This is a genomic window from uncultured Ralstonia sp., assembly GCA_913056305.1.
Classification (GTDB): domain Bacteria; phylum Pseudomonadota; class Gammaproteobacteria; order Burkholderiales; family Burkholderiaceae; genus Ralstonia.
Window position 1 is genome coordinate 1 of record CAJXMR010000078.1, and the last position, 18,872, is coordinate 18,872.

Genomic DNA, 18,872 nt, shown 5'->3' on the forward strand with positions numbered 1-18,872 from the left:
CGGCACGGCGAGCCCCGCCATGCCTTCGATCAGGCCGGTCTGGGTGGCCACATAGCCCAACTCGCGCGCGCGGGCGATCTCCGTGCGCAGGAACACCTCATCGATTGGCCGGTACTCCTTGAGCCGGGGCAGGTTGAAGCGGATCACCTCGTCCTGCTCGGCCGGGGGCAGCGACGCCAGGATCGCCAGGCTGCCCTGGCCGACGCCCAGCGCGATGCTGCCGCCGATGTCGCCGGTGAAGGAGCGGATCGGGTAGGGCCCGTCGCTGCGGTCGATGCAGACGGCGTCGTAGTTGTTGCGCACGAGCAGGAAGATCGTGTCCTTGAGCGTGCCCGACAAGCGCAACAGGGCAGGCCGGAAGATCTCGCGCAGCGTGGCGGCGCTGCCGGCCGTGCTGGCCATCCTGAACAGCTCCAGCCCAAGCCGGTAGCGCTTCGAGGCGGCGTCCTGCTCCACGACACCCTGCGCGACCAGCGCACGCATCAGGCGGTGCGCGGTGCCCTGGCTGATGCCCGTGTCCTGCGCCAGCAGCGTGATCTTGGCGCCCTCTGCCGGGGCGCAGGCCAGCGCGCGCATCAGCGCAAACGCCTTGCCGAGCACGCTGACTCCGTTGTTGTCGTCCGTTGGCTTCATTGCGTTCTGCATTCTGGAAGAAATATCCAATTTGAGTGGCCGATATTCCGCATGCTGGACTTTGCTGAGCATCGGATTGGGACATACCCGCACGGACCACGGAAAAATTCCGCCGCGCGGAATCAGTGCTCACCGCCATCATATCAAATTCTATTCAATGGAATATACGATGATAAATATACCGATCAAAGGAATATCCTTATCCATTCAGTTTGTTTGGTGGAATGTGGTGTAGTAGAGTGAGTCACCGAAAACGAGCCAGCGTATTCGCCGGCCAGCGGCAGAGTGTTTCTGATGGCAAGCCGTTCCGAGGAGAGCGCATGTCGTTCTTGCAGCTAAGAGGCATTACCAAGACCTACGGCAAGCTCACCGTGGTTTCCGGCATCGATCTCAGCATCGAACAAGGGGAATTCGTCTCGCTGCTGGGGCCCTCGGGCTGCGGTAAGACCACGACCCTGCAGATGATCGCGGGGTTCGCGGAGGTGACGAAGGGCGCCGTCGTGCTTGCCGGCCAGGACATCACCCACATGGCGCCCAGCCGCCGCGGCCTGGGCATCGTGTTCCAGACCTACGCGCTGTTTCCGCACATGACCGTGGCGCAGAACGTGGCTTTCGGCCTGGAGATGCGCAAGGTCTCCAAGCGCGAGACTGCGCTGCGCGTGGACGAGGCCCTGGCGCTGGTCAAGCTGCATGAACATGCACAGCGCTATCCGCGTGAGCTGTCGGGCGGACAGCGCCAGCGGGTGGCCCTGGCGCGCGCCTTGGTGATCCGCCCATCCGTGCTGCTGCTGGACGAGCCACTCTCCAACCTCGACGCCAAGCTGCGCGAAGACATGCAGTTCGAGATCCGTTCCATCCAGCGGCAGCTCGGCATGACCACCATCATGGTGACGCACGACCAGGCCGAGGCCATGTCGATCAGCGACCGCGTGGTCGTGATGGAAAGTGGGCGCATCACGCAGGTGGATGCGCCATACCGCCTGTACGAATACCCACGCTCAGAGTTCATCTCGAAGTTCGTCGGCAAGGCCAACGTGCTGGACGGCCGCGTGGAGGCACTGGACGGCACCGGCGCGTTCGTGACAGTGGGGCCGTTGAAGTTCCACTTTACCGCTGCCGGCCGCCGCGTCGGCACCGCCGTGCGGATCGGCCTGCGGCCCGAGAAGATTGCCCTGACCCCGCGTGATGCGGGTCGCATCACGGGCACGGTGAAGGCGCGGTTCTTTCTCGGCAGCCAGTGGCTGTTCACGATCGAGAGCCGCATCGGCCCGCTCAACGTCGTGCAGCCCAACAATGGCGCCGCAGTACCGGCCGAAGGCGACGAAGTCGGCCTGTCCTGGCCAGACGAGCAACTGCGCCTGGTGGGTGAAGACGCCTGCGCCGCAACCGCGCTGCAGGCGGAGGCCGTGGCATGAACCCGCGCCCCGTCCGTCGCTGGGCCGGCACGCCGGTCCTGCTGGCGACGCCTGTGACCGCGCTGTTTGCGCTGCTGCTATTGCTGCCGTTGCTGCTCGTGACGGTGCTGTCGTTCCAGGGCTTTGATCCGGCCACGGGCATCCAGCCAAACGCCACGCTGCTGCACTACGCCGCCATCTTCACCGACGACTACTACGTCGGGGTCTTCCTGCGCACCTTCTGGCTGGCGTTGGTCACGACCGTGCTGTGCGCGCTGATCGGCGTGCCCGAGGCCTATGTGCTCAGCCGCATGCGAGCGCCGTGGCGCTCGATCTTCCTGCTGGTGATCCTGGCGCCGCTGCTGGTGTCTGTCGTGGTGCGCGCGTTCGGTTGGAGCCTGCTGCTGGGCCCGGAGGGGCTCATCAACCAGGCGCTGATCCGGCTCGGCTTCGATTCGGTCAAGCTGCTCTACACGCAAACGGCCATCGTGATCGGGCTGGTCCACGTGATGCTGCCCTTCATGGTGATCCCGGCCTGGACGTCGCTGCAGAAGCTGGACCCGTCGACGCAGCAGGCCGCCCAGTCGCTCGGCGCCTCGCAAGCCACCGTGATGCGTCGCATCGTGCTGCCGCAGATCCTGCCGGGCGTGCTGTCGGGCAGCCTGATCGTCTTTGGCCTGAGCGCGAGTTCGTTCGCCATTCCGGGCCTGCTGGGCGGGCGCCGTCTCAAGATGGTCGCCACGCTGGTCTACGACGAATTCCTGAGCGAGCTGAACTGGCCGCTGGGCGCCGCCATCGCGCTCACGCTGCTGGCGGCCAACCTCATCATCATGCTGTCGTACAACCGGCTGCTGGAAGGCCGTTACAAGAAGACGCTGGGGTAAGCCATGCAGAAGAACGGACCGATTGCCCTGGCGTTTCACACCCTGGTGGTGACCTTCATGCTGGCGCCGCTGGCCATCGTCTGCCTGGTGGCGTTCACGCCCGAGAACACCATGCAGATTCCCACCACAGCGTTCTCGCTGCGCTGGTTCAAGGCCGTCTTCGCGCATCCGGATTTCGTGCAGGCGTTCTATAACAGCGTGCAGTTGGCCTTGCTCTCGGCCTCCATCGCGACGGTGCTGGCCTTGCCGGCCGGTATCGCGCTCACGCGCTACCGGTTTCGTGGACGGGACTTCATCAACGGGATGCTGCTGTCGCCCATCATCATTCCGCACCTGGTGCTGGGCATTGCCTTGCTGCGCCTGTTTGCCCTGATGGGCGCCACCGGCAGCTTCACGTGGCTGGTGCTGGCGCATGTGGTGGTGATCACGCCGTACATTCTGCGTTTGGTGATCGCCTCAGTCGAAGGGATGGACTTCAGCGCGGAGCATGCCGCGCAGTCGCTGGGCGCCTCCAATACGGTGGTGTTCCTGCGCGTGACGTTGCCGCTCATCCTGCCCGGGGTGGCCGGCGGCTGGCTGCTGGCCTTCATCAACAGCTTTGATGAGGTGACCATGTCGGTGTTCGTCACCGCGCCTTCCACGGTGACGCTGCCGGTGCGCATCTACATGTATGCGACGGAATCGATCGACCCGATGATGGCGGCGGTCTCCGCGCTGATGATCGTGATCACCAGCGTCGGCATGCTGCTGATCGACCGCATCTACGGCCTGGACAAAGTGCTGGTGGGCAGCAAATGACATCCACGACAAAAACACGCAAACAGCCCGGAGCGTTGTTCTGCCGGGTGGGGGAAACCGCTCGCCGCGCCATCGCGTTCACCCTTGACGGTGCACCGGCCCGCGCGCTGGAGGGCGACACGGTGCTGACTGCCGTGCTCAGCCAGGGCAGCGTGCTGAGGCATGCCGATTTCTCGTCCGCGCCGCGCGCTGGCTTCTGCCTGATGGGCGCCTGCCAGGATTGCTGGGTCAGTACCGAATCCGGCGAGCGGATGCGTGCCTGCTCGACCATGGTGCGCGAAGGCATGCGTATCGTGACCGGGGAGGGCGTGCGCTCGTGACGCAGTCACTCCAAATGAAGCAGGCACTCCCGATGAAGCAGTCACCGCAAGTGGTCATCATCGGTGCGGGGCCGGCCGGCATCCGCGCGGCGCAAACGCTCGTCGGCCATGGCCTGCGGCCGACTGTGCTGGATGAGGCACCGGCCTGGGGCGGGCAGATCTACCGCCAGCAGCCGCCCGGGTTCACACGCCCGCCCAGCACGCTCTACGGCTTCGAAGCCAAGCGCGCGACCGGCGTGCACGCGGCCATGCGCGACATCCTCGGCCAGCTCGACTACCGCCCGGGGCGGCTGGTCTGGAATGCCGAGGGCGGCGTGGTGGATGCGATCTGCGACGGCCAGCCGGAGCGGGTTCCGTACACGCACCTGATCGTTGCCACCGGCGCCACGGACCGCGTCCTGCCGTTTCCGGGCTGGACCACGCCCGGCGTTTTCACGCTGGGCGCCGCGCAGATCGCGCTCAAATACCAGGCCTGTGCCATTGGCGAGCGCGTGGTGTTTGCGGGCACCGGGCCGCTGCTCTACCTGGTGGCCTATCAATACATGAAGGCCGGTGTGCACGTGGCGGCCGTGCTCGACACCACGCCGCTGCGCCAGCAGGCGATGGCCGCGCCGCGTATGCTGCGCCTGCCGACACTGCTGGCCAAGGGCCTCTACTACCGAACTAAGCTGCGTCTGGCAGGCGTGCCGATCCGTACCGGCATCCGCATCGCTTCGGTGGACGGCACCGATCGCGTCGAGCGGATTCACTGGAAGGACGGCGCAACCCAACACAGCATCGCCTGCGATGCCGTGGGCTTCGGCTATGCGCTCCGCCCCGAGACGCAACTGGCCGACCTGCTTGGCTGTGAGTTCGTGTTCGATCCGCTCAACCGCGCCTTCGTGCCCACGTTCGATGCTGCACGGCGCAGCAGCCAACCCGGCGTCTACCTCGCGGGGGACGGCGCCGGCATCATGGGCGCGGATGCGGCGGAGCTGTCCGGTGAGCGCGCCGCGCTGGCGGTCATCGAAGACTGCGGCAAGAGCGTTTCGGCAGCCCGCGTGGCGACGTTGGAAAAGGCACTCGCCCGCATCGCCAGTTTCCGTGCCGCGCTGGAACAGGCGTTTCCGTTTCCGGAAGATTGGGCCGACACCTGCGACGACGCGACGCTCCTGTGCCGCTGCGAGGAGATCAGCGTCGGCGCCTTCCGCGCGGAGATCCAGCGCAACGGCTTGAGCGAGATCAACCGGGCGAAAGCCTTCACTCGCGTCGGCATGGGTCGCTGTCAGGGCCGCATGTGCGGGGCGGCTGCCTGCGAAATTCTCGCGCACGCGGCGGGCAAGGACATCGCCGCCGTCGGCCGGATACGCGCACAGGCACCGATCAAGCCGATCGCCTTCCTGCACACCGAGGAGGCGCAGTCATGAGCGTAGTCAAGCTGGACACCACCGTTGCGATTGTCGGCGGCGGCATCGCCGGCGCATCGGCCGCGCTGGCGTTGCGGCGCATGGGGATTGCGGTGATCCTGCTGGAGCGCGACAGCTGCGGCTCGCGCTCCAGCGGCGTCAACTACGGCGGCGTGCGGCGGCAAGGGCGCTCGCTGGCGCAACTGCCGCTGTCGCAGCGCGCGCACCGCATCTGGGGCCAGTTGCAGCAGACCATCGGCATCGACGGCGAATACGAGCGCTCGGGGCACCTCAAGGTGGCGCGTAGCGAGCAAGACATGGCCTCGCTCGAAGCCTATCGTGAGCGAACCCGCGAATTCGATCTGGGCCTACAGCTCTTGAGCCGTGCGCAACTGCGCAGCGCGTATCCGTGGTTGGGCGACATCGCGGTCGGTGCATCGCTGTGCCCGGACGACGGCCACGCCAACCCGCGGCTGGTGTCGCCGGCCTTCGCACGGGCGGCACGCCTGGAAGGCGCGCAGATATTCGAGGGCGAGAAGGTCGAGGAGATCGCTCGCGACGAGCACGGCTTCTGGCTGCGCACACGCAGCGGCCTCGAAGTCCGCTCGCGCGTGCTGCTGAACTGCGCAGGCGCCTGGGCCAACGACGTCGCTCGCGTGTTTGGTGAAGAGGTGCCCATGATCAGCGCGCACCCGGCCATGACCGTCACCGAGCCGCTGCCGCTGTTCATGAACGTCAATGTCGGCGTGGAAGGGGGCGGACTGTATGGCCGCCAGGTCCGGCGCGGCAATTGCGTGATCGGCGGCGCGCGCGGCTATGCGTTGAACGACACCAGCGCACGGTCCGGCCGCAGCGCGATCTTCTCGGTGCTGGAGCAGGCGGTCGAGCTGTTTCCTGCGCTGCGCAACGCTCACATCATCCGCACCTGGAGCGGTACCGAAGGCTACCTGCCCGACCGCGAGCCCGTGCTCGGGCCGAGCCAGACCACACCGGGCCTCATCCACGCGTTCGGCTTTGCCGGGGCGGGGTTCCAGATCGGCCCGGCCGTGGGCGAGGTGCTGGCCGAGCTGGTGCGCGACGGGGCGACTTCCACGCCGATCGACGCGTTCTCGATTGCACGTTTTCAGCAAACCAGGCTCGGCGCCACGCATGCCGAGCCCACTTTCCACGACTCTTAGGAGAATCGGTCATGAAACAGGGAATCCGCATTGGCATGAAGGTGGCAGCGGGCTGCGGCATTGCGTTGGGCGTGCTGTCGACGCTGCCCACGGCGGCGGCGCAGAGCAAGACCTTGTACGTCGGCATGAACGGCGGCGTGATGGAGCGCACCTATATCGACCACGTGTTTCCTGCGTTCGAGAAGGAGAACAACGTCAAGGTCGTGGTGGTGCCCGGCACGTCCTCCGACATCCTGGCCAAGGTGCAGGCCAGCAAGGACAAGCCGCAGATGCACATCATCTTCCTGGACGACGGCGTGATGTATCGCGCCATCGGCATGGGCCTGTGCGACAAGCTGGCCGACAGCCCGGAGCTGAAGGACATTCCCGAGAAGGCACGCATCAAGGGCAACATGGCCGCGGCGGTCAGCATCGGTATGACGGGCCTGGCCTACAACACCAAGATGTTCAAGGAGAAGGGCTGGAACCCGCCGACCTCCTGGCAGGACCTGGCCGACCCGAAGTTCAAGGGCAAGGTCATCTTCCAGTCGCTGCCGTCGTCGACCTTCGGCCTGCATGCCTTCCTGATGGTGAACCGGCTCAATGGCGGCACCGAAAGCAATGTCGAGCCTGCGTTCAAGGCCTGGAAGACCGGCGTGGGTGCGAATGTCGGCGAATACGTCGCCAACTCCGCCAAGCTCTCGGAGATGGTGCAGACCGGTGAGGCCGGGCTGTTCCCCTCCACGCCGACCCAGGTGATGGTGCTCAAGGGCAAGGGCCTGCCGGTGGAGTACGCGCAGCCCAAGGAAGGCGCGGTGGCGTTGAATACGATGGAATGCGTGATCGCCAAGAACGACGAGCCTGCACTGGCGCAGAAGCTGGCAGCGTTCCTGCTGTCGCCTTCAGCCCAGGCAAAAGCGCTGCAAGGCGGCGCCAGTATTCCGGCCAACCCCAAGACGCCGCTGCCCGCTGACACCGACGTGCTGATCAAGCACGCGGTCGATTACGCGCGCACGGCGGTGAACATGGACTGGGACGTCATCAACGCGCAGCGCCCGACGTGGAGCGCGCGCTGGAACAAGACGGTGGAGCGCTGACATCGCCCCGGGCAGCCCGCAAGCGGGCTGCGTACCCACTTGAAATGAAGCGCGCTCGCCCTGGCTGCATGGACGGGCCGCAACCTCCCTCATCGGCACCATGAAGACTTCGGACATCCTGACATCCCTCTCCATCCACGCTGACGGCACGGTGGCCAACGGCCACACGGTCACCTCGCCGATCGACGGTGCCACCCTCGGGACCGTGGCGTTCGCAACCGCGCAGGAGGCGGCGGCCGCCGTCGACCGCGCGCATGCGGCATTCCTGCAGTGGCGGGGGGTTCCCGCGCCGGTGCGCGGTGAGCTGGTGCGCCTGCTGGGCGTGCAGCTGCGCGAGCACAAAGCCATGCTGGGCCGCCTGGTCACGCTGGAGGCCGGCAAAATCCTTTCCGAAGGGCTGGGCGAGGTCCAGGAGATGATCGACATCTGCGATTTTGCGGTTGGGCTGTCGCGCCAGTTGTACGGGCTGACCATTGCTTCGGAACGCGCAGGCCATCGCATGATGGAGACGTGGCATCCGGCCGGCCCGGTCGGCGTGATCTCGGCGTTCAACTTCCCGGTGGCGGTGTGGGCGTGGAACAGTGCGCTGGCTTTCGTCTGCGGCGACAGCGTGATCTGGAAGCCTTCGGAGAAAACGCCGCTGACCGCCATGGCCTGCCACGCGCTGCTGCAGAAGGCCATTGCGGAATTCGAGTGTACGCACCCGGGCGTGGCGCCGGCGGGCCTGCATGAGCTGCTGATCGGCGGCCGCGAGATCGGTGAAGCGCTGGCGCACTCGGGCAAGGTGCCGGTGGTCAGCGCCACGGGCAGCACGCGCATGGGCCGCGCGGTCGCCCAACTGGTCGCCAGGCGCTTCGGCCGCTCCATCCTGGAGCTGGGCGGCAACAACGCGATGATCGTCGCACCCAGCGCAGACCTGGAGCTGGCCACGCGCGCCATCACGTTCTCTGCGGTGGGCACCGCAGGGCAGCGTTGCACCACGCTGCGCCGCCTGATCGTGCACGAGAGCATTGCCGACACCCTGGTGGAGCGCCTGCAGCGCATCTACGCCTCGGTGGCGGTGGGCAATCCGCTGCAGGCCGACACGCTGGTTGGACCGCTCATCGATGGCGCGGCCTACGATGCCATGCAGTCGGCACTGGCCCAGGCCCGAGCCGAAGGCGGCGCGGTCTTCGGCGGTGCACGCGTGCGTGGCGAGCTTGGCGACCATGCCTTCTACGTGACACCGGCGCTCGTGCGCATGCCCGCGCAAACCGCCGTCATGCAGCACGAGACCTTCGCGCCCATTCTGTATGTGCTGACCTATCGGGACTTTGACGAAGCGATTGCGCTGCAGAACGGTGTGCCGCAGGGCCTGTCGTCCGCCATCTTCACGCGCGATCTGCTCGAAGCGGAAGGATTCCTCTCAGCCGCCGGCAGCGACTGCGGCATCGCCAACGTCAACATCGGCACATCCGGTGCGGAAATCGGCGGCGCCTTCGGTGGGGAGAAGGAGACCGGCGGCGGGCGAGAATCCGGCTCGGATGCCTGGAAAGCCTATATGCGCCGCGCTACCAACACGATCAACTACAGCAACAAGCTGCCGCTGGCACAGGGTGTCCGCTTCGATATCTAAGATAGGCTGAAGGCGAAGCGCCACATCCCGTGGCGCTTCGCCCAGCCAACTCAACCGGCCCGGCGCAGACTCACGGCATTGCCGCGCGCCAGCACTGGCACCAGCGCCGCCCCGGTATGACTGGCCTTGACCTGCGCTAGCGCCTCCGGCCCGCACGCCGCCACGATGGTGCCACCCTCGTCGCCCCCCTCAGGGCCCAGATCGAGAATCCAGTCCGCCTCGGCAATCACGTCTAGGTCGTGCTCGATCACGATCACGCTATGGCCGCCGTCCGCGAGGCGATGCAGCACGCGGATCAGCTTGGCCACATCGGCCATGTGCAGGCCGACGGTCGGCTCGTCCAGCACGTACAGCGTGTGCGGCGCCTTCTGCCCGCGGCGCGTGATGTCATCACGCACCTTCGACAGCTCGGTGACGAGCTTGATGCGCTGCGCCTCACCGCCCGACAGCGTGGGCGAGGGCTGGCCCAGCGTCAGGTAGCCCAGGCCGACGTCCTTCATCAGCTGCAGCGGATGCGCGATGCTGTTCTGCGCGCTGAAGAACTCCACCGCCTCGTCGATCTCCATGGTCAGCACGTCGCCAATGTTCTTGCCGCGCCAGGTGACGGCCAGGGTCTCGGCGTTGAAGCGCTGGCCGTGGCAGACGTCGCACAGCACCTTCACGTCGGGCAGGAAGCTCATGGCGATGGTGCGCACGCCCTGGCCCTCGCAGGCGGGGCAGCGGCCGTCACCGGTGTTGAACGAGAAACGCGAGGCGGCGTAGCCGCGTGCGCGCGCTTCCAGCGTATCGGCGAAGAGCTTGCGGATGGTGTCCCACACGCCGATATAGGTGGCCGGGCACGAGCGCGGCGTCTTGCCGATTGGGGTCTGGTCCACCTCCAGCACGCGGTCGACGGCCTCCCAGCCGCTGATGCCCTCGCAGCCGTGCCAGTCGTGGCGGACGTCGAACTTGGCCGGTGCCTTGGCAGCAGGCACTTCGGCCTGGGCGGCACGGCGCGCGCGCCGCGTGGCTGGCGACGACAGCACCGACCGGCCCACCGCATCGAGCAGGTTGGTCATGAGCACGTCGCGCGCGAGCGTCGATTTACCCGAGCCGGATACACCGGTAATCGCCACCAGCCGCGACAGCGGCATCGTGGCCGTCACGTTGCGCAGGTTGTGCTGCTTGGCGCCGTGCACGGTCAGCCAGCGCTCGGGCACCGCATCCGTGCCGGCGCGCGGTGCCACCACCTCCCGACGCGGCTGCAGCGGGTGCTCGATCGGCTGCGACAGGAAGCGGCCCGTGAGCGAATCTGGCTGCGCCGCCAGGTCGCGCACGCTGCCTTGCGCGACCAGCGTGCCGCCGCGCTTGCCCGCGCCCGGGCCGATGTCGATGATGTGGTCGGCGCGACGGATGGTGTCTTCATCGTGCTCGACCACCACCAGCGTGTTGCCCTTGTCACCGAGCTTGCGCAGCGCGTCGAGCAGGATCTGGTTGTCGCGTGGGTGCAGGCCGATGGTCGGCTCGTCCAGCACGTAGCAGACGCCTTGCAGGTTGCTGCCGAGCTGCGCGGCCAGGCGGATGCGCTGCGCTTCGCCGCCCGACAGGCTGGGCGCGGCGCGGTCCAGGCTCAGGTAGCCCAGGCCGACTTCTTCGAGGAAGGACAGGCGACTGTGGATCTCGGCGACCACGTCGCGGGCGATTTCCGCATCGCGGCCCACCAGGTTCAGCCCTTCGACCCAGCGGCGGGTCTGGCTGACCGTCCATTGGGCGATGTCGACGATGTGTTGCTCGGCAAAGGTCACCGCACGTGCGGTCGGGTTCAGGCGCGTGCCGTGGCAGGCCGGGCAGGGCAGGTCGGTCATGCCTTCCGGATCGACCTCTTCCGACGGCAGCGTCTGCTCGCGGCCACGATCGTCGCCGCCGAGCACCGTGTCGTCGAAGGCCGCGCGCTGTTCGCGCGTGAGCGCCAGGCCCGTGCCGACGCAGCTCGAGCACCAGCCGTGCTTGCTGTTGTACGAGAACATGCGCGGGTCCAGCTCGGGGTAGCTGGTGCCGCAGGTGGGGCACGCGCGCTTGGTCGAGAACACCTTCACGCTGCCGACCTGGGCGGTGCCGCCTTCATGCATGGCGCTTTGCAGGCCGTCGAGCGGCGCCAGGACGTGCATCACGCCCTTGCCGTGCTCCAGGGCCTGCTCCAGCAAGGTGCGCAGCGCGGCCTCGTTTTCCGGCGAGACGACGATGTCGCCCACCGGCAGCTCCAGCGTGTGCTCACGGAAGCGGTCCAGCCTCGGCCACGGGGCCACCGGCAGGAATTCGCCATCCACGCGCAGGTGGGTGAAGCCGCGCGCCTTGGCCCACTTGGCCAGGTCGGTGTACAGGCCCTTGCGGTTCACCACCAGCGGTGCCAGCAGGCCGATGTGCTCGCCACTGTGGTCGCGCATGAGCTGGGCGAGGATGGCCTCGGGGCTCTGCGCCGCCACTGGCGTGCCGTCATGGATGCAATGCTGCATGCCCAGCTTCACGTACAGCAGCCGCAGGAAGTGCCAGACCTCGGAGGTGGTCGCAACCGTACTCTTGCGGCCGCCGCGCGACAGGCGCTGCTCGATCGCCACCGTGGGCGGAATACCGTAGACGGCATCCACCTCGGGCCGGCCCGCCGGCTGCACGATCGAGCGCGCATAGGCATTCAGCGATTCCAGATAGCGCCGCTGCCCCTCGTGGAACAGGATGTCGAACGCCAGCGTCGACTTGCCCGAGCCCGACACGCCCGTCACCACGTTGAACTTGCCGTGCGGGATGTCGACGTTCAAGCCCTTGAGGTTGTGCTCGTGCGCCTGGACGATGCGCACCACGTTCTCGCCCTGGACCTCCGCCACGGCGGCACGCTTGGCGCGGCGCGCGGCGAGGGCCGTTTGCAGCGGCACGCCTTCCACTGCCTGCGGCTGACCGATGTTCGCCTCGTATTGCTTGAGCGCCACCCCAGTGTGTGAGGCGGCGCAGGCTTTCACTTGCTCCGGCGTGCCGGCGCAGACCAACAGGCCGCCCGCGTCACCACCTTCGGGGCCTAGGTCGATGATCCAGTCGGCCGCGCGGATCACGTCGAGGTTGTGCTCGATCACGATCAGCGAATGCCCGGCGTCGAGCAGCTTGCCGAACGCGCGCATCAGCTTGGCGATGTCGTCGAAGTGCAGGCCGGTGGTGGGCTCGTCGAACATGAACAGGCGGCCGGCGTTGGGTGCCGCGTCCGGTTTGACGCGCTTGCGTGCCGCTGCCTGGGCCGCCTGCGCGGCTTCGGCCAGGAAGCCGGCCAGCTTCAGGCGCTGCGCCTCGCCGCCGGAGAGCGTCGGCACGGGTTGGCCCAGCTTCACGTATTCGAGGCCCACATCGACGATGGGCTGCAGCACGCGCAGCACGTCGGCGTCCTGTGCGAACAGCGTGGCGGCTTCGCTCACGGTCAGTTCCAGCACGTCGGCCACCGACAGCAGGCGGTCGCCGCGCTCGATCTTCACTTCCAGGGTTTCTGCGCGGTAGCGGGTGCCGTCGCAGTCCGGGCAGCGCAGGTAGATATCGCTGAGGAACTGCATCTCTACATGCTCGAAGCCCGAGCCGCCGCAGGTCGGGCAGCGCCCGTCGCCCGAGTTGAAGCTGAACGTACCGGCCGTGTAGCCGCGCTGCAGGGCCATCGGTGCCTTGGCGAACAGCTTGCGGATCTCGTCGAACGCGCCCACGTAGCTGGCCGGGTTCGAGCGTGCGGTCTTGCCGATCGGCGATTGATCGACGAAAACCACGTCGCTGATCTGGTCGGCGCCCTTGAGCGCTTTGTGCGCGCCCGGCGCCTCGGTGGCCTTGCCGAAATGGCGCGCCAGGGCCGGGTGCAGCACGTCCTGGATCAGCGTGGATTTGCCCGAGCCCGAGACACCGGTGATGCAGACCAGGCGCTGCAACGGGATCTCGATGGTCACGTCGCGCAGGTTGTGCTGGCGCGCGCCTTCGAGCACGAGCTGCGGCGTGTGGCCATTGACCGGGCGAGCTTGCCAGTCGGTGGCATCGGCCACGCGGCGCTGGCCGGACAGGTAGACGCCAGTCAGCGTCTCGGTGTTGCGGATGGCGGCCGGCGTGCCGTCGAAGACGATGGTGCCGCCGCGCTCGCCGGGGCCGGGGCCCATGTCGATCAGGCGATCAGCGGCCAGCATGACCGACGGGTCGTGCTCGACCACCACCAGTGTGTTGCCCGCATCGCGCAGCCGCTGCATCGCCTCGACAATGCGGTCGAGATCGCGCGGGTGCAGGCCTATGCTGGGCTCGTCGAGCACAAATAGCGTGTTGACGAGCGAGGTACCCAGTGCGGTGGTCAGGTTGATCCGCTGCACCTCGCCGCCGGACAGTGTGCGGCTCTGGCGGTCCAGCGTCAGGTAGCCGATGCCGACGTCGCACAGGTACGCCAGGCGTGTGCGCACCTCGTCCAGCAGCAGCTTGAGCGCGTCGTCGAGCAGGGCGGACGGCAGCGTCAGTTCATCGAAGAAGCGGCGGATGCGCGCGATCGGCAGCAGCATCACGTCATGCACGGTCAGGCCGGGCAGGGCTTCGAGCTGGGCGCGATTCCAGGCCACGCCGCGCGGCATGAAGCGTCGCGCGGGCGACAATACGGCGTCGGCGTTTTCCTTGCTGCCCAGGCGCCATTGCATGGACTCGGTCTTCAGCCGTGCGCCGCCGCAGGTCTCGCACGTGGTGTAGCTGCGGTACTTCGACAGCAGCACGCGGATGTGCATCTTGTACGCCTTCGACTCCAGGTAGTCGAAGAAGCGGCGCACGCCGTACCACTGCTTGCTCCAGCCGCCACTCTTCTTCCATTTCGGATCGCCGTTGACGACCCAGTCGCGTTGCGCGTCGGTCAGCTCGGCCCACGGCGTGTCGCGCGGGATCTCGGCGATGGCGGCGTGGCGCATCAGGTCGTCCTGGCACTCCTTCCAGGCCGGGGTCTGCATCGGCTTGATGGCACCTTCACGCAGCGTCTTGCGCTCGTCCGGGATCACCAGGCCCAGGTCGACGCCGATCACGCGGCCGAAGCCGCGGCAGGCATCGCAGGCACCGTAGGCGGAATTGAACGAGAACAGCGCGGGTTGCGGATCGGCATAGCGCAGGTCGCTCTCGGGGCAATGCAGGCCGGTGGAGAAGCGCCAGATCTCGGGTTCACCGTCTTCCGCCAGCACGTAGACGTTGACGCGCCCGCCGCCGCGCTTGAGCGACGATTCGATCGCCTCCAGCGCGCGGGCACGCTCGGTGCCCTGCAGGCGGAAGCGGTCGGCCACGACGTCGAGCAGCTTGCGTTCGCCCACCACGCGTTCAGCCTGCACGCGCGTGTAGCCGCTGATGGACAGCCACTGCGCGACTTCTTCGGCGGTGGTGTTGGCGGGCAGCTCGACAGGGAAGGTCACCACCAGGCGCGGATCGGCCGCGCGCGTACGGGCCAGCAGCTCGTCGTAGATGGTCTCCGGCGTGTCGTGGCGCACCGGCAGTGCGGTCTCCCTGTCGAACAGTTGCGCAGCACGGGCAAACAACAGCTTCAGGTGGTCGTTCAGCTCCGTCATCGTGCCGACCGTGGAGCGCGAACTGCGCACCGGGTTGGTCTGGTCGATGGCGATGGCCGGCGGCACGCCCTCGACGCGCTCGACCTGGGGCCGGTCCATGCGGTCCAGGAACTGGCGAGCGTAGGCGCTGAAGGTTTCGACGTAGCGGCGCTGGCCTTCGGCATAGAGCGTGTCGAAGACGAGGCTGGACTTGCCCGAGCCGGACGGGCCGGTGACGACGGTCATCTCGCCGGTGCGCAGGTCCAGGTCGAGGTTCTTGAGGTTGTGCTGACGGGCTCCGCGCAGGCGAATGACACCGGAGGACATGGAGGCTGTTCCTTGGAGGCGTTGGGAGATGCCGGCGCGGGGAGACATCCTGGCCACGGCCGGCGATCAGAATTCGGGCCGTAAACTGTAACGGATTCTTGAGATCCGGTCGGCCCGCATGACGGGTTATGGGGTTACGGGCGCGAGGGTAGCGCAGGGCTCCTGACAGCGTTTTGTCAGGAGCTTTCGGGAGTGCCCTGAGTCATTGCACCGGCAATCAGCCGGCCGCCTGCCCGTAGGAGGCCTGGTTAGTCGACGAATCAATCATGGGCAAACGCGGAACAAACCGATGGTGCTCGACGCTACCACCTTTGGCGATGACCACCGTTTCCTCCGGAATTTCCGCCCACGCATCGGGCAGGTCGACTAGTGGCTCCGACAGCACAAGAAAAGCCGTATCGCCCGCATCGGTGATGGCGGAGTTCTCGGGATAGAGCTCGTGCAGATGCCCGAATGACGTGCTGTGGAACAGGGAGCGCGAGTCCCGCTCGCTGGAATAGCGGGCGGCGATGATCTGTTCGCCATCGGTGGCGCATACGGTCATGTTCAACGGGTGCTCGACACCGTGGTGGTGGCCAACGGCCTCGATCAGGCCCGCCATCTGCTCCAGGGCCGCGCGCGGCTCCCGGCAGAGCCCGAAGGTGAGCGCAAGAAAGAACATGACTTCCGAATCCGTCGACCCCTCAATCCAGCGAAAGAGCTCGGGCGCGACCGCCATCATCAGATCGCGCCTGAGCGTCGGATAGTCGCGGATCAGCCCGTTGTGGGCAAAGAGCCATCGGCCATAGCGGAATGGGTGGCAGTTGGTTTCCTGCGCCGGGGTGTCCGTGGCCGCGCGGACATGCGCAACAAACATCGGCGATCGGATGGCGCGGGCCGCTTCGCGCAAATTCGTATCGTTCCAGGCGGGATGTAGGCAGCGATACCGGAACGGTACCTCGGAATGGCGGCCGTACCACCCAATGCCGAACCCGTCGCCATTCGTGGTCGTGTGGCCCAGCCGTGAGCGCAAGCTCTGGTCGATCAATGAGTGCCGAGGCCGGAACAGCACGGTCTCCATTTGGATGGGATTGCCTGAGTAGGCCAGCCAGCGACACATGATGCATTGCCCGTGGAACGGTCGGAAAGTGAGTCTAGGCACTGCGCGCGGGAATTCACAAGGAAAAATGAGGCCCTCCGTCGGCCTGCATTTTTTCACATAATCTATCTTATGTTAAATGTTGAAGATTGCGAGGCACACGCGCATGCAGCGACGGTTCGATGAGTGACCGCAGTTCGTCGTCTATGCGTTCTTTGGCCATCGCTTCCTGTCGAGCCGAACAAAATAGAAAGTTAACATCGACTGGGGAAAATTAGGTAAAACCAGACCAGAGTTACCCTGGCTCGGTCTGGGAGGGCTTATTTAACATCGCCAGGCACGATCGCGGGCGCATCCCCGATCCCCCCTCCTCGCCGTCAACGGTGCGCAACCGAATCCATCCGAAGAAAACCGTGTTCACTTGCAAAAACCAGAGCTGTGGCACGCAGTGGGAACTGCCCAGCGTCGTCATCAAGAATGAAGGCCAGGGGCCGCTATTCCGCTGCGCACTATGCGGCGCGCGAAACTACGTCGAGCGCTTCGAAACCGACGACGGCACGATCGTCTACGAGCAGCTCGAAGGCCGGCCGTTCAATTGACCCGACGCAACAACATGACCATCGAACCGACCGCCACCCCCTTTAGCACCCTTGCGCTCGCCCCCGCCGTGCTCGCGAATCTCGCGCAGCTTGGTTACACCGACATGACGCCGATCCAGGCCGCGAGCCTGCCGATCGCGCTCGCGGGTCACGACCTGATCGCGCAGGCGAAGACCGGCAGCGGCAAAACCGCGGCGTTCTCGCTCGCGCTGCTCGCGCGGCTCGACGCGCGCCGTTTCGACGTGCAGGCGATGGTGCTCTGCCCGACGCGTGAGCTCGCCGATCAGGTCGCGCAGGAAATCCGCCGTCTCGCGCGCGCCGAGGAAAACGTGAAGGTGCTGACGCTCTGCGGCGGCACACCGATGCGTCCGCAGGCGGCGAGCCTCGAGCACGGCGCGCATGTGGTCGTCGGCACGCCGGGGCGCATCATGGACCATCTCGAACGCGGCAATCTCGCGCTCGGCGCGCTGAAAACGCTTGTGCTCGACGAAGCGGACCGGATGCTCGACATGGGCTTCTTCGACGACATCGCGACGGTCGTGCGCCAGTGTCCGCCGGAACGGCAGACGCTGCTGTTCTCGGCGACCTACCCAGACGGGATCGCGAAGCTGAGCCGGCAGATTCTGCGGAATCCGAAGGAAGTGAAGCTCGAAGAGCGCCACGACGACAGCAAGATTCGCCAGCGCTTCTACGAGGTGACCGATGACGAGCGGCTGCATGCGGTCGGGCTGCTGCTGAAGCACTATCGACCGGTCAGCACGCTCGCGTTCTGCAATACGAAGCAGCAATGCCGTGACCTGCTCGACGTGCTGCGTGCGCAGGGCATCCATGCGCTTACGCTGCATGGCGAGCTCGAGCAGCGCGAGCGCGATCAGGTGTTGATCCAGTTCGCGAACCGGAGCTGCTCGGTGCTCGTCGCGACCGACGTCGCCGCGCGTGGGCTCGACATCGCGCAACTGGAAGCGGTTGTCAACGTCGACGTGACACCCGATCCCGAAGTCCACGTGCATCGGATCGGCCGCACGGGCCGTGCCGATCAGGACGGCTGGGCGCTGAGCCTCGCGAGCATGGATGAGATGGGGCGTGTCGGCAACATCGAGGAGGTGCTCGGGCGCGAGGTCGAATGGCATCGGCTCGACGAGTTTGACGCCAGCAGCGACGCCCCGCTGCTGCCGCCGATGGAAACGCTGCAGATTCTCGGCGGACGCAAGGACAAGATCCGCCCTGGCGATGTGCTCGGCGCGCTGACCGGCGACGCGGGCTTTCGCGGCGACCAGATCGGCAAGATCAACGTGACCGAATTCTCGACCTACGTCGCAGTCGAGCGCGGCATCGCACGCGATGCGTTGCGCAAGCTCAACGCGGGCACGGTGAAGGGCAAGAAGGTCAGGGTTCGATTGATGGACGAATGACGCCGGCGCTTTCGCTCATCGCGCCGGCGCAGCCCTCGATGGCCTCGACGAGGACATTCTCGTTCCCCTGCATCCGGCGCTTCACCGCCTGGCGACGGCATCGCTGCCGATTGCTACGGCAGTGCATGGGCCCATGGCTAACGGAGGTCGCGCCAGCGCGCCATTGACCAGCAGCAAGCCACTGTGCAGTGGCCTGCCGGGAGGCGACTTGAAGGCACATCTCGAACTGGGACACCAGCGTCTCAGGGAACGAGCGCGCAACGCCGACGCTAGGAAGGCCGTGCAAGCCTTTGCGAAACAGCGGATGCAGGAGTTCACCGGAAACTGGTACGTCGTCTGCAGATGAGGGATTACGGCATGCAGGCTGCGCCAGGCGCTCCTCGCAGGACCGATACAAGCGCGCCAAGAGCGGCGGCGGGCCAGCCTCCCGTGGGGACGCACGACTCACTTCGCAATCAGTTCCATTCACGCTCCGAAACGCAAAAAAGCCACCTTCTCGGGTGGCTTTTTTGTTGGGCCTCTCGCGTACGAGGCTTGGTGCAGCAAAGACAAACGCCCCAGCTCGGTTAGAGCTGGGGCGTTGCATGGGAGAGCCTGGCGATGACCTACTTTCACACGGGAATC

Annotated in this window: 13 protein-coding genes; 10 read left to right on the plus strand and 3 right to left on the minus strand. The window is 66.4% G+C overall.

The window, feature by feature from the left end; all coding sequences use genetic code 11:
- Positions 1-633, minus strand: a 633-nt coding sequence (locus QZ609_RS13805; RefSeq protein ID WP_295495643.1) for an IclR family transcriptional regulator, incomplete at its 3' end; no start/stop codon positions are given.
- Between the two features lie 320 nt (positions 634-953).
- Here QZ609_RS13805 and QZ609_RS13810 point away from each other — a divergent pair.
- From QZ609_RS13810 to QZ609_RS13845, 8 genes are all read left to right on the plus strand, one after another.
- Positions 954-2,048, plus strand: a complete 1,095-nt coding sequence (locus tag QZ609_RS13810; RefSeq protein WP_295495646.1) for an ABC transporter ATP-binding protein — start codon at positions 954-956, stop codon at positions 2,046-2,048.
- The gene (locus QZ609_RS13815; RefSeq protein WP_295495649.1) at positions 2,045-2,911 is read left to right on the plus strand and encodes an ABC transporter permease; all 867 of its coding nucleotides are present in this window, start codon (positions 2,045-2,047) and stop codon (positions 2,909-2,911) included. Before QZ609_RS13810 ends, QZ609_RS13815 begins: the two co-directional genes overlap by 4 nt.
- Positions 2,912-2,914: 3 nt before the next feature.
- Positions 2,915-3,709 carry an ABC transporter permease gene (locus tag QZ609_RS13820; protein ID WP_295495652.1) on the plus strand — a complete coding sequence of 265 codons (795 nt, stop codon included), beginning with the start codon at positions 2,915-2,917 and terminating at the stop codon, positions 3,707-3,709.
- The gene (locus QZ609_RS13825; protein ID WP_295495655.1) at positions 3,706-4,029 is read left to right on the plus strand and encodes a (2Fe-2S)-binding protein; all 324 of its coding nucleotides are present in this window, start codon (positions 3,706-3,708) and stop codon (positions 4,027-4,029) included. Before QZ609_RS13820 ends, QZ609_RS13825 begins: the two co-directional genes overlap by 4 nt.
- 14 nt (positions 4,030-4,043) lie before the next feature.
- A complete protein-coding gene (locus tag QZ609_RS13830; RefSeq protein WP_295495657.1) occupies positions 4,044-5,435 on the plus strand; it encodes an NAD(P)/FAD-dependent oxidoreductase in 1,392 nt (463 codons plus the stop codon).
- Entirely contained in the window at positions 5,432-6,592 is a 1,161-nt protein-coding gene (locus tag QZ609_RS13835) for an FAD-dependent oxidoreductase (protein WP_295495660.1), read from the plus strand. Before QZ609_RS13830 ends, QZ609_RS13835 begins: the two co-directional genes overlap by 4 nt.
- A gap of 35 nt (positions 6,593-6,627) precedes the next feature.
- Positions 6,628-7,668, plus strand: a complete 1,041-nt coding sequence (locus QZ609_RS13840) for an extracellular solute-binding protein (protein ID WP_295495679.1) — start codon at positions 6,628-6,630, stop codon at positions 7,666-7,668.
- A 100-nt stretch (positions 7,669-7,768) separates the two neighbouring features.
- The gene (locus tag QZ609_RS13845) at positions 7,769-9,283 is read left to right on the plus strand and encodes an aldehyde dehydrogenase family protein (RefSeq protein WP_295495664.1); all 1,515 of its coding nucleotides are present in this window, start codon (positions 7,769-7,771) and stop codon (positions 9,281-9,283) included.
- Positions 9,284-9,333: 50 nt separating this feature from the next.
- On the opposite strand, the gene uvrA is transcribed toward QZ609_RS13845, so the two are convergent.
- Both uvrA and QZ609_RS13855 read right to left on the minus strand, forming a co-directional pair.
- Complete coding sequence (uvrA, locus tag QZ609_RS13850) at positions 9,334-15,159, minus strand: excinuclease ABC subunit UvrA (RefSeq protein ID WP_295495667.1); 5,826 nt, start codon at positions 15,157-15,159, stop codon at positions 9,334-9,336.
- Positions 15,160-15,376: 217 nt separating this feature from the next.
- Complete coding sequence (locus tag QZ609_RS13855) at positions 15,377-16,258, minus strand: class II glutamine amidotransferase (protein WP_295495670.1); 882 nt, start codon at positions 16,256-16,258, stop codon at positions 15,377-15,379.
- A gap of 392 nt (positions 16,259-16,650) precedes the next feature.
- Between QZ609_RS13855 and QZ609_RS13860 the strand changes: the two genes are divergently transcribed.
- Both QZ609_RS13860 and dbpA read left to right on the plus strand, forming a co-directional pair.
- The gene (locus tag QZ609_RS13860; protein ID WP_295495674.1) at positions 16,651-16,836 is read left to right on the plus strand and encodes a hypothetical protein; all 186 of its coding nucleotides are present in this window, start codon (positions 16,651-16,653) and stop codon (positions 16,834-16,836) included.
- 14 nt (positions 16,837-16,850) lie between these two features.
- Positions 16,851-18,248 (plus strand): ATP-dependent RNA helicase DbpA, encoded by a 1,398-nt coding sequence (gene dbpA, locus QZ609_RS13865; RefSeq protein WP_295495676.1) that lies wholly within the window; start codon positions 16,851-16,853, stop codon positions 18,246-18,248.
- The last annotated feature ends 624 nt before the right edge of the window (positions 18,249-18,872 follow it).

Excerpts from the sequence above, each read along its gene's own strand:
- dbpA (WP_295495676.1), top strand. The coding sequence starts at position 16,851 with ATGACCATCGAACCGACCGCCACCCCCTTTAGCACCCTTGCGCTCGCC.
- QZ609_RS13845 (WP_295495664.1), top strand. The coding sequence starts at position 7,769 with ATGAAGACTTCGGACATCCTGACATCCCTCTCCATCCACGCTGACGGC.
- QZ609_RS13820 (WP_295495652.1), top strand. The coding sequence starts at position 2,915 with ATGCAGAAGAACGGACCGATTGCCCTGGCGTTTCACACCCTGGTGGTG.
- QZ609_RS13830 (WP_295495657.1), top strand. The coding sequence starts at position 4,044 with ATGAAGCAGGCACTCCCGATGAAGCAGTCACCGCAAGTGGTCATCATC.
- QZ609_RS13855 (WP_295495670.1), bottom strand. The coding sequence starts at position 16,258 with ATGTGTCGCTGGCTGGCCTACTCAGGCAATCCCATCCAAATGGAGACC.
- QZ609_RS13835 (WP_295495660.1), top strand. The coding sequence starts at position 5,432 with ATGAGCGTAGTCAAGCTGGACACCACCGTTGCGATTGTCGGCGGCGGC.
- uvrA (WP_295495667.1), bottom strand. The coding sequence starts at position 15,159 with ATGTCCTCCGGTGTCATTCGCCTGCGCGGAGCCCGTCAGCACAACCTC.
- QZ609_RS13810 (WP_295495646.1), top strand. The coding sequence starts at position 954 with ATGTCGTTCTTGCAGCTAAGAGGCATTACCAAGACCTACGGCAAGCTC.
- QZ609_RS13825 (WP_295495655.1), top strand. The coding sequence starts at position 3,706 with ATGACATCCACGACAAAAACACGCAAACAGCCCGGAGCGTTGTTCTGC.
- QZ609_RS13815 (WP_295495649.1), top strand. The coding sequence starts at position 2,045 with ATGAACCCGCGCCCCGTCCGTCGCTGGGCCGGCACGCCGGTCCTGCTG.
- QZ609_RS13840 (WP_295495679.1), top strand. The coding sequence starts at position 6,628 with ATGAAGGTGGCAGCGGGCTGCGGCATTGCGTTGGGCGTGCTGTCGACG.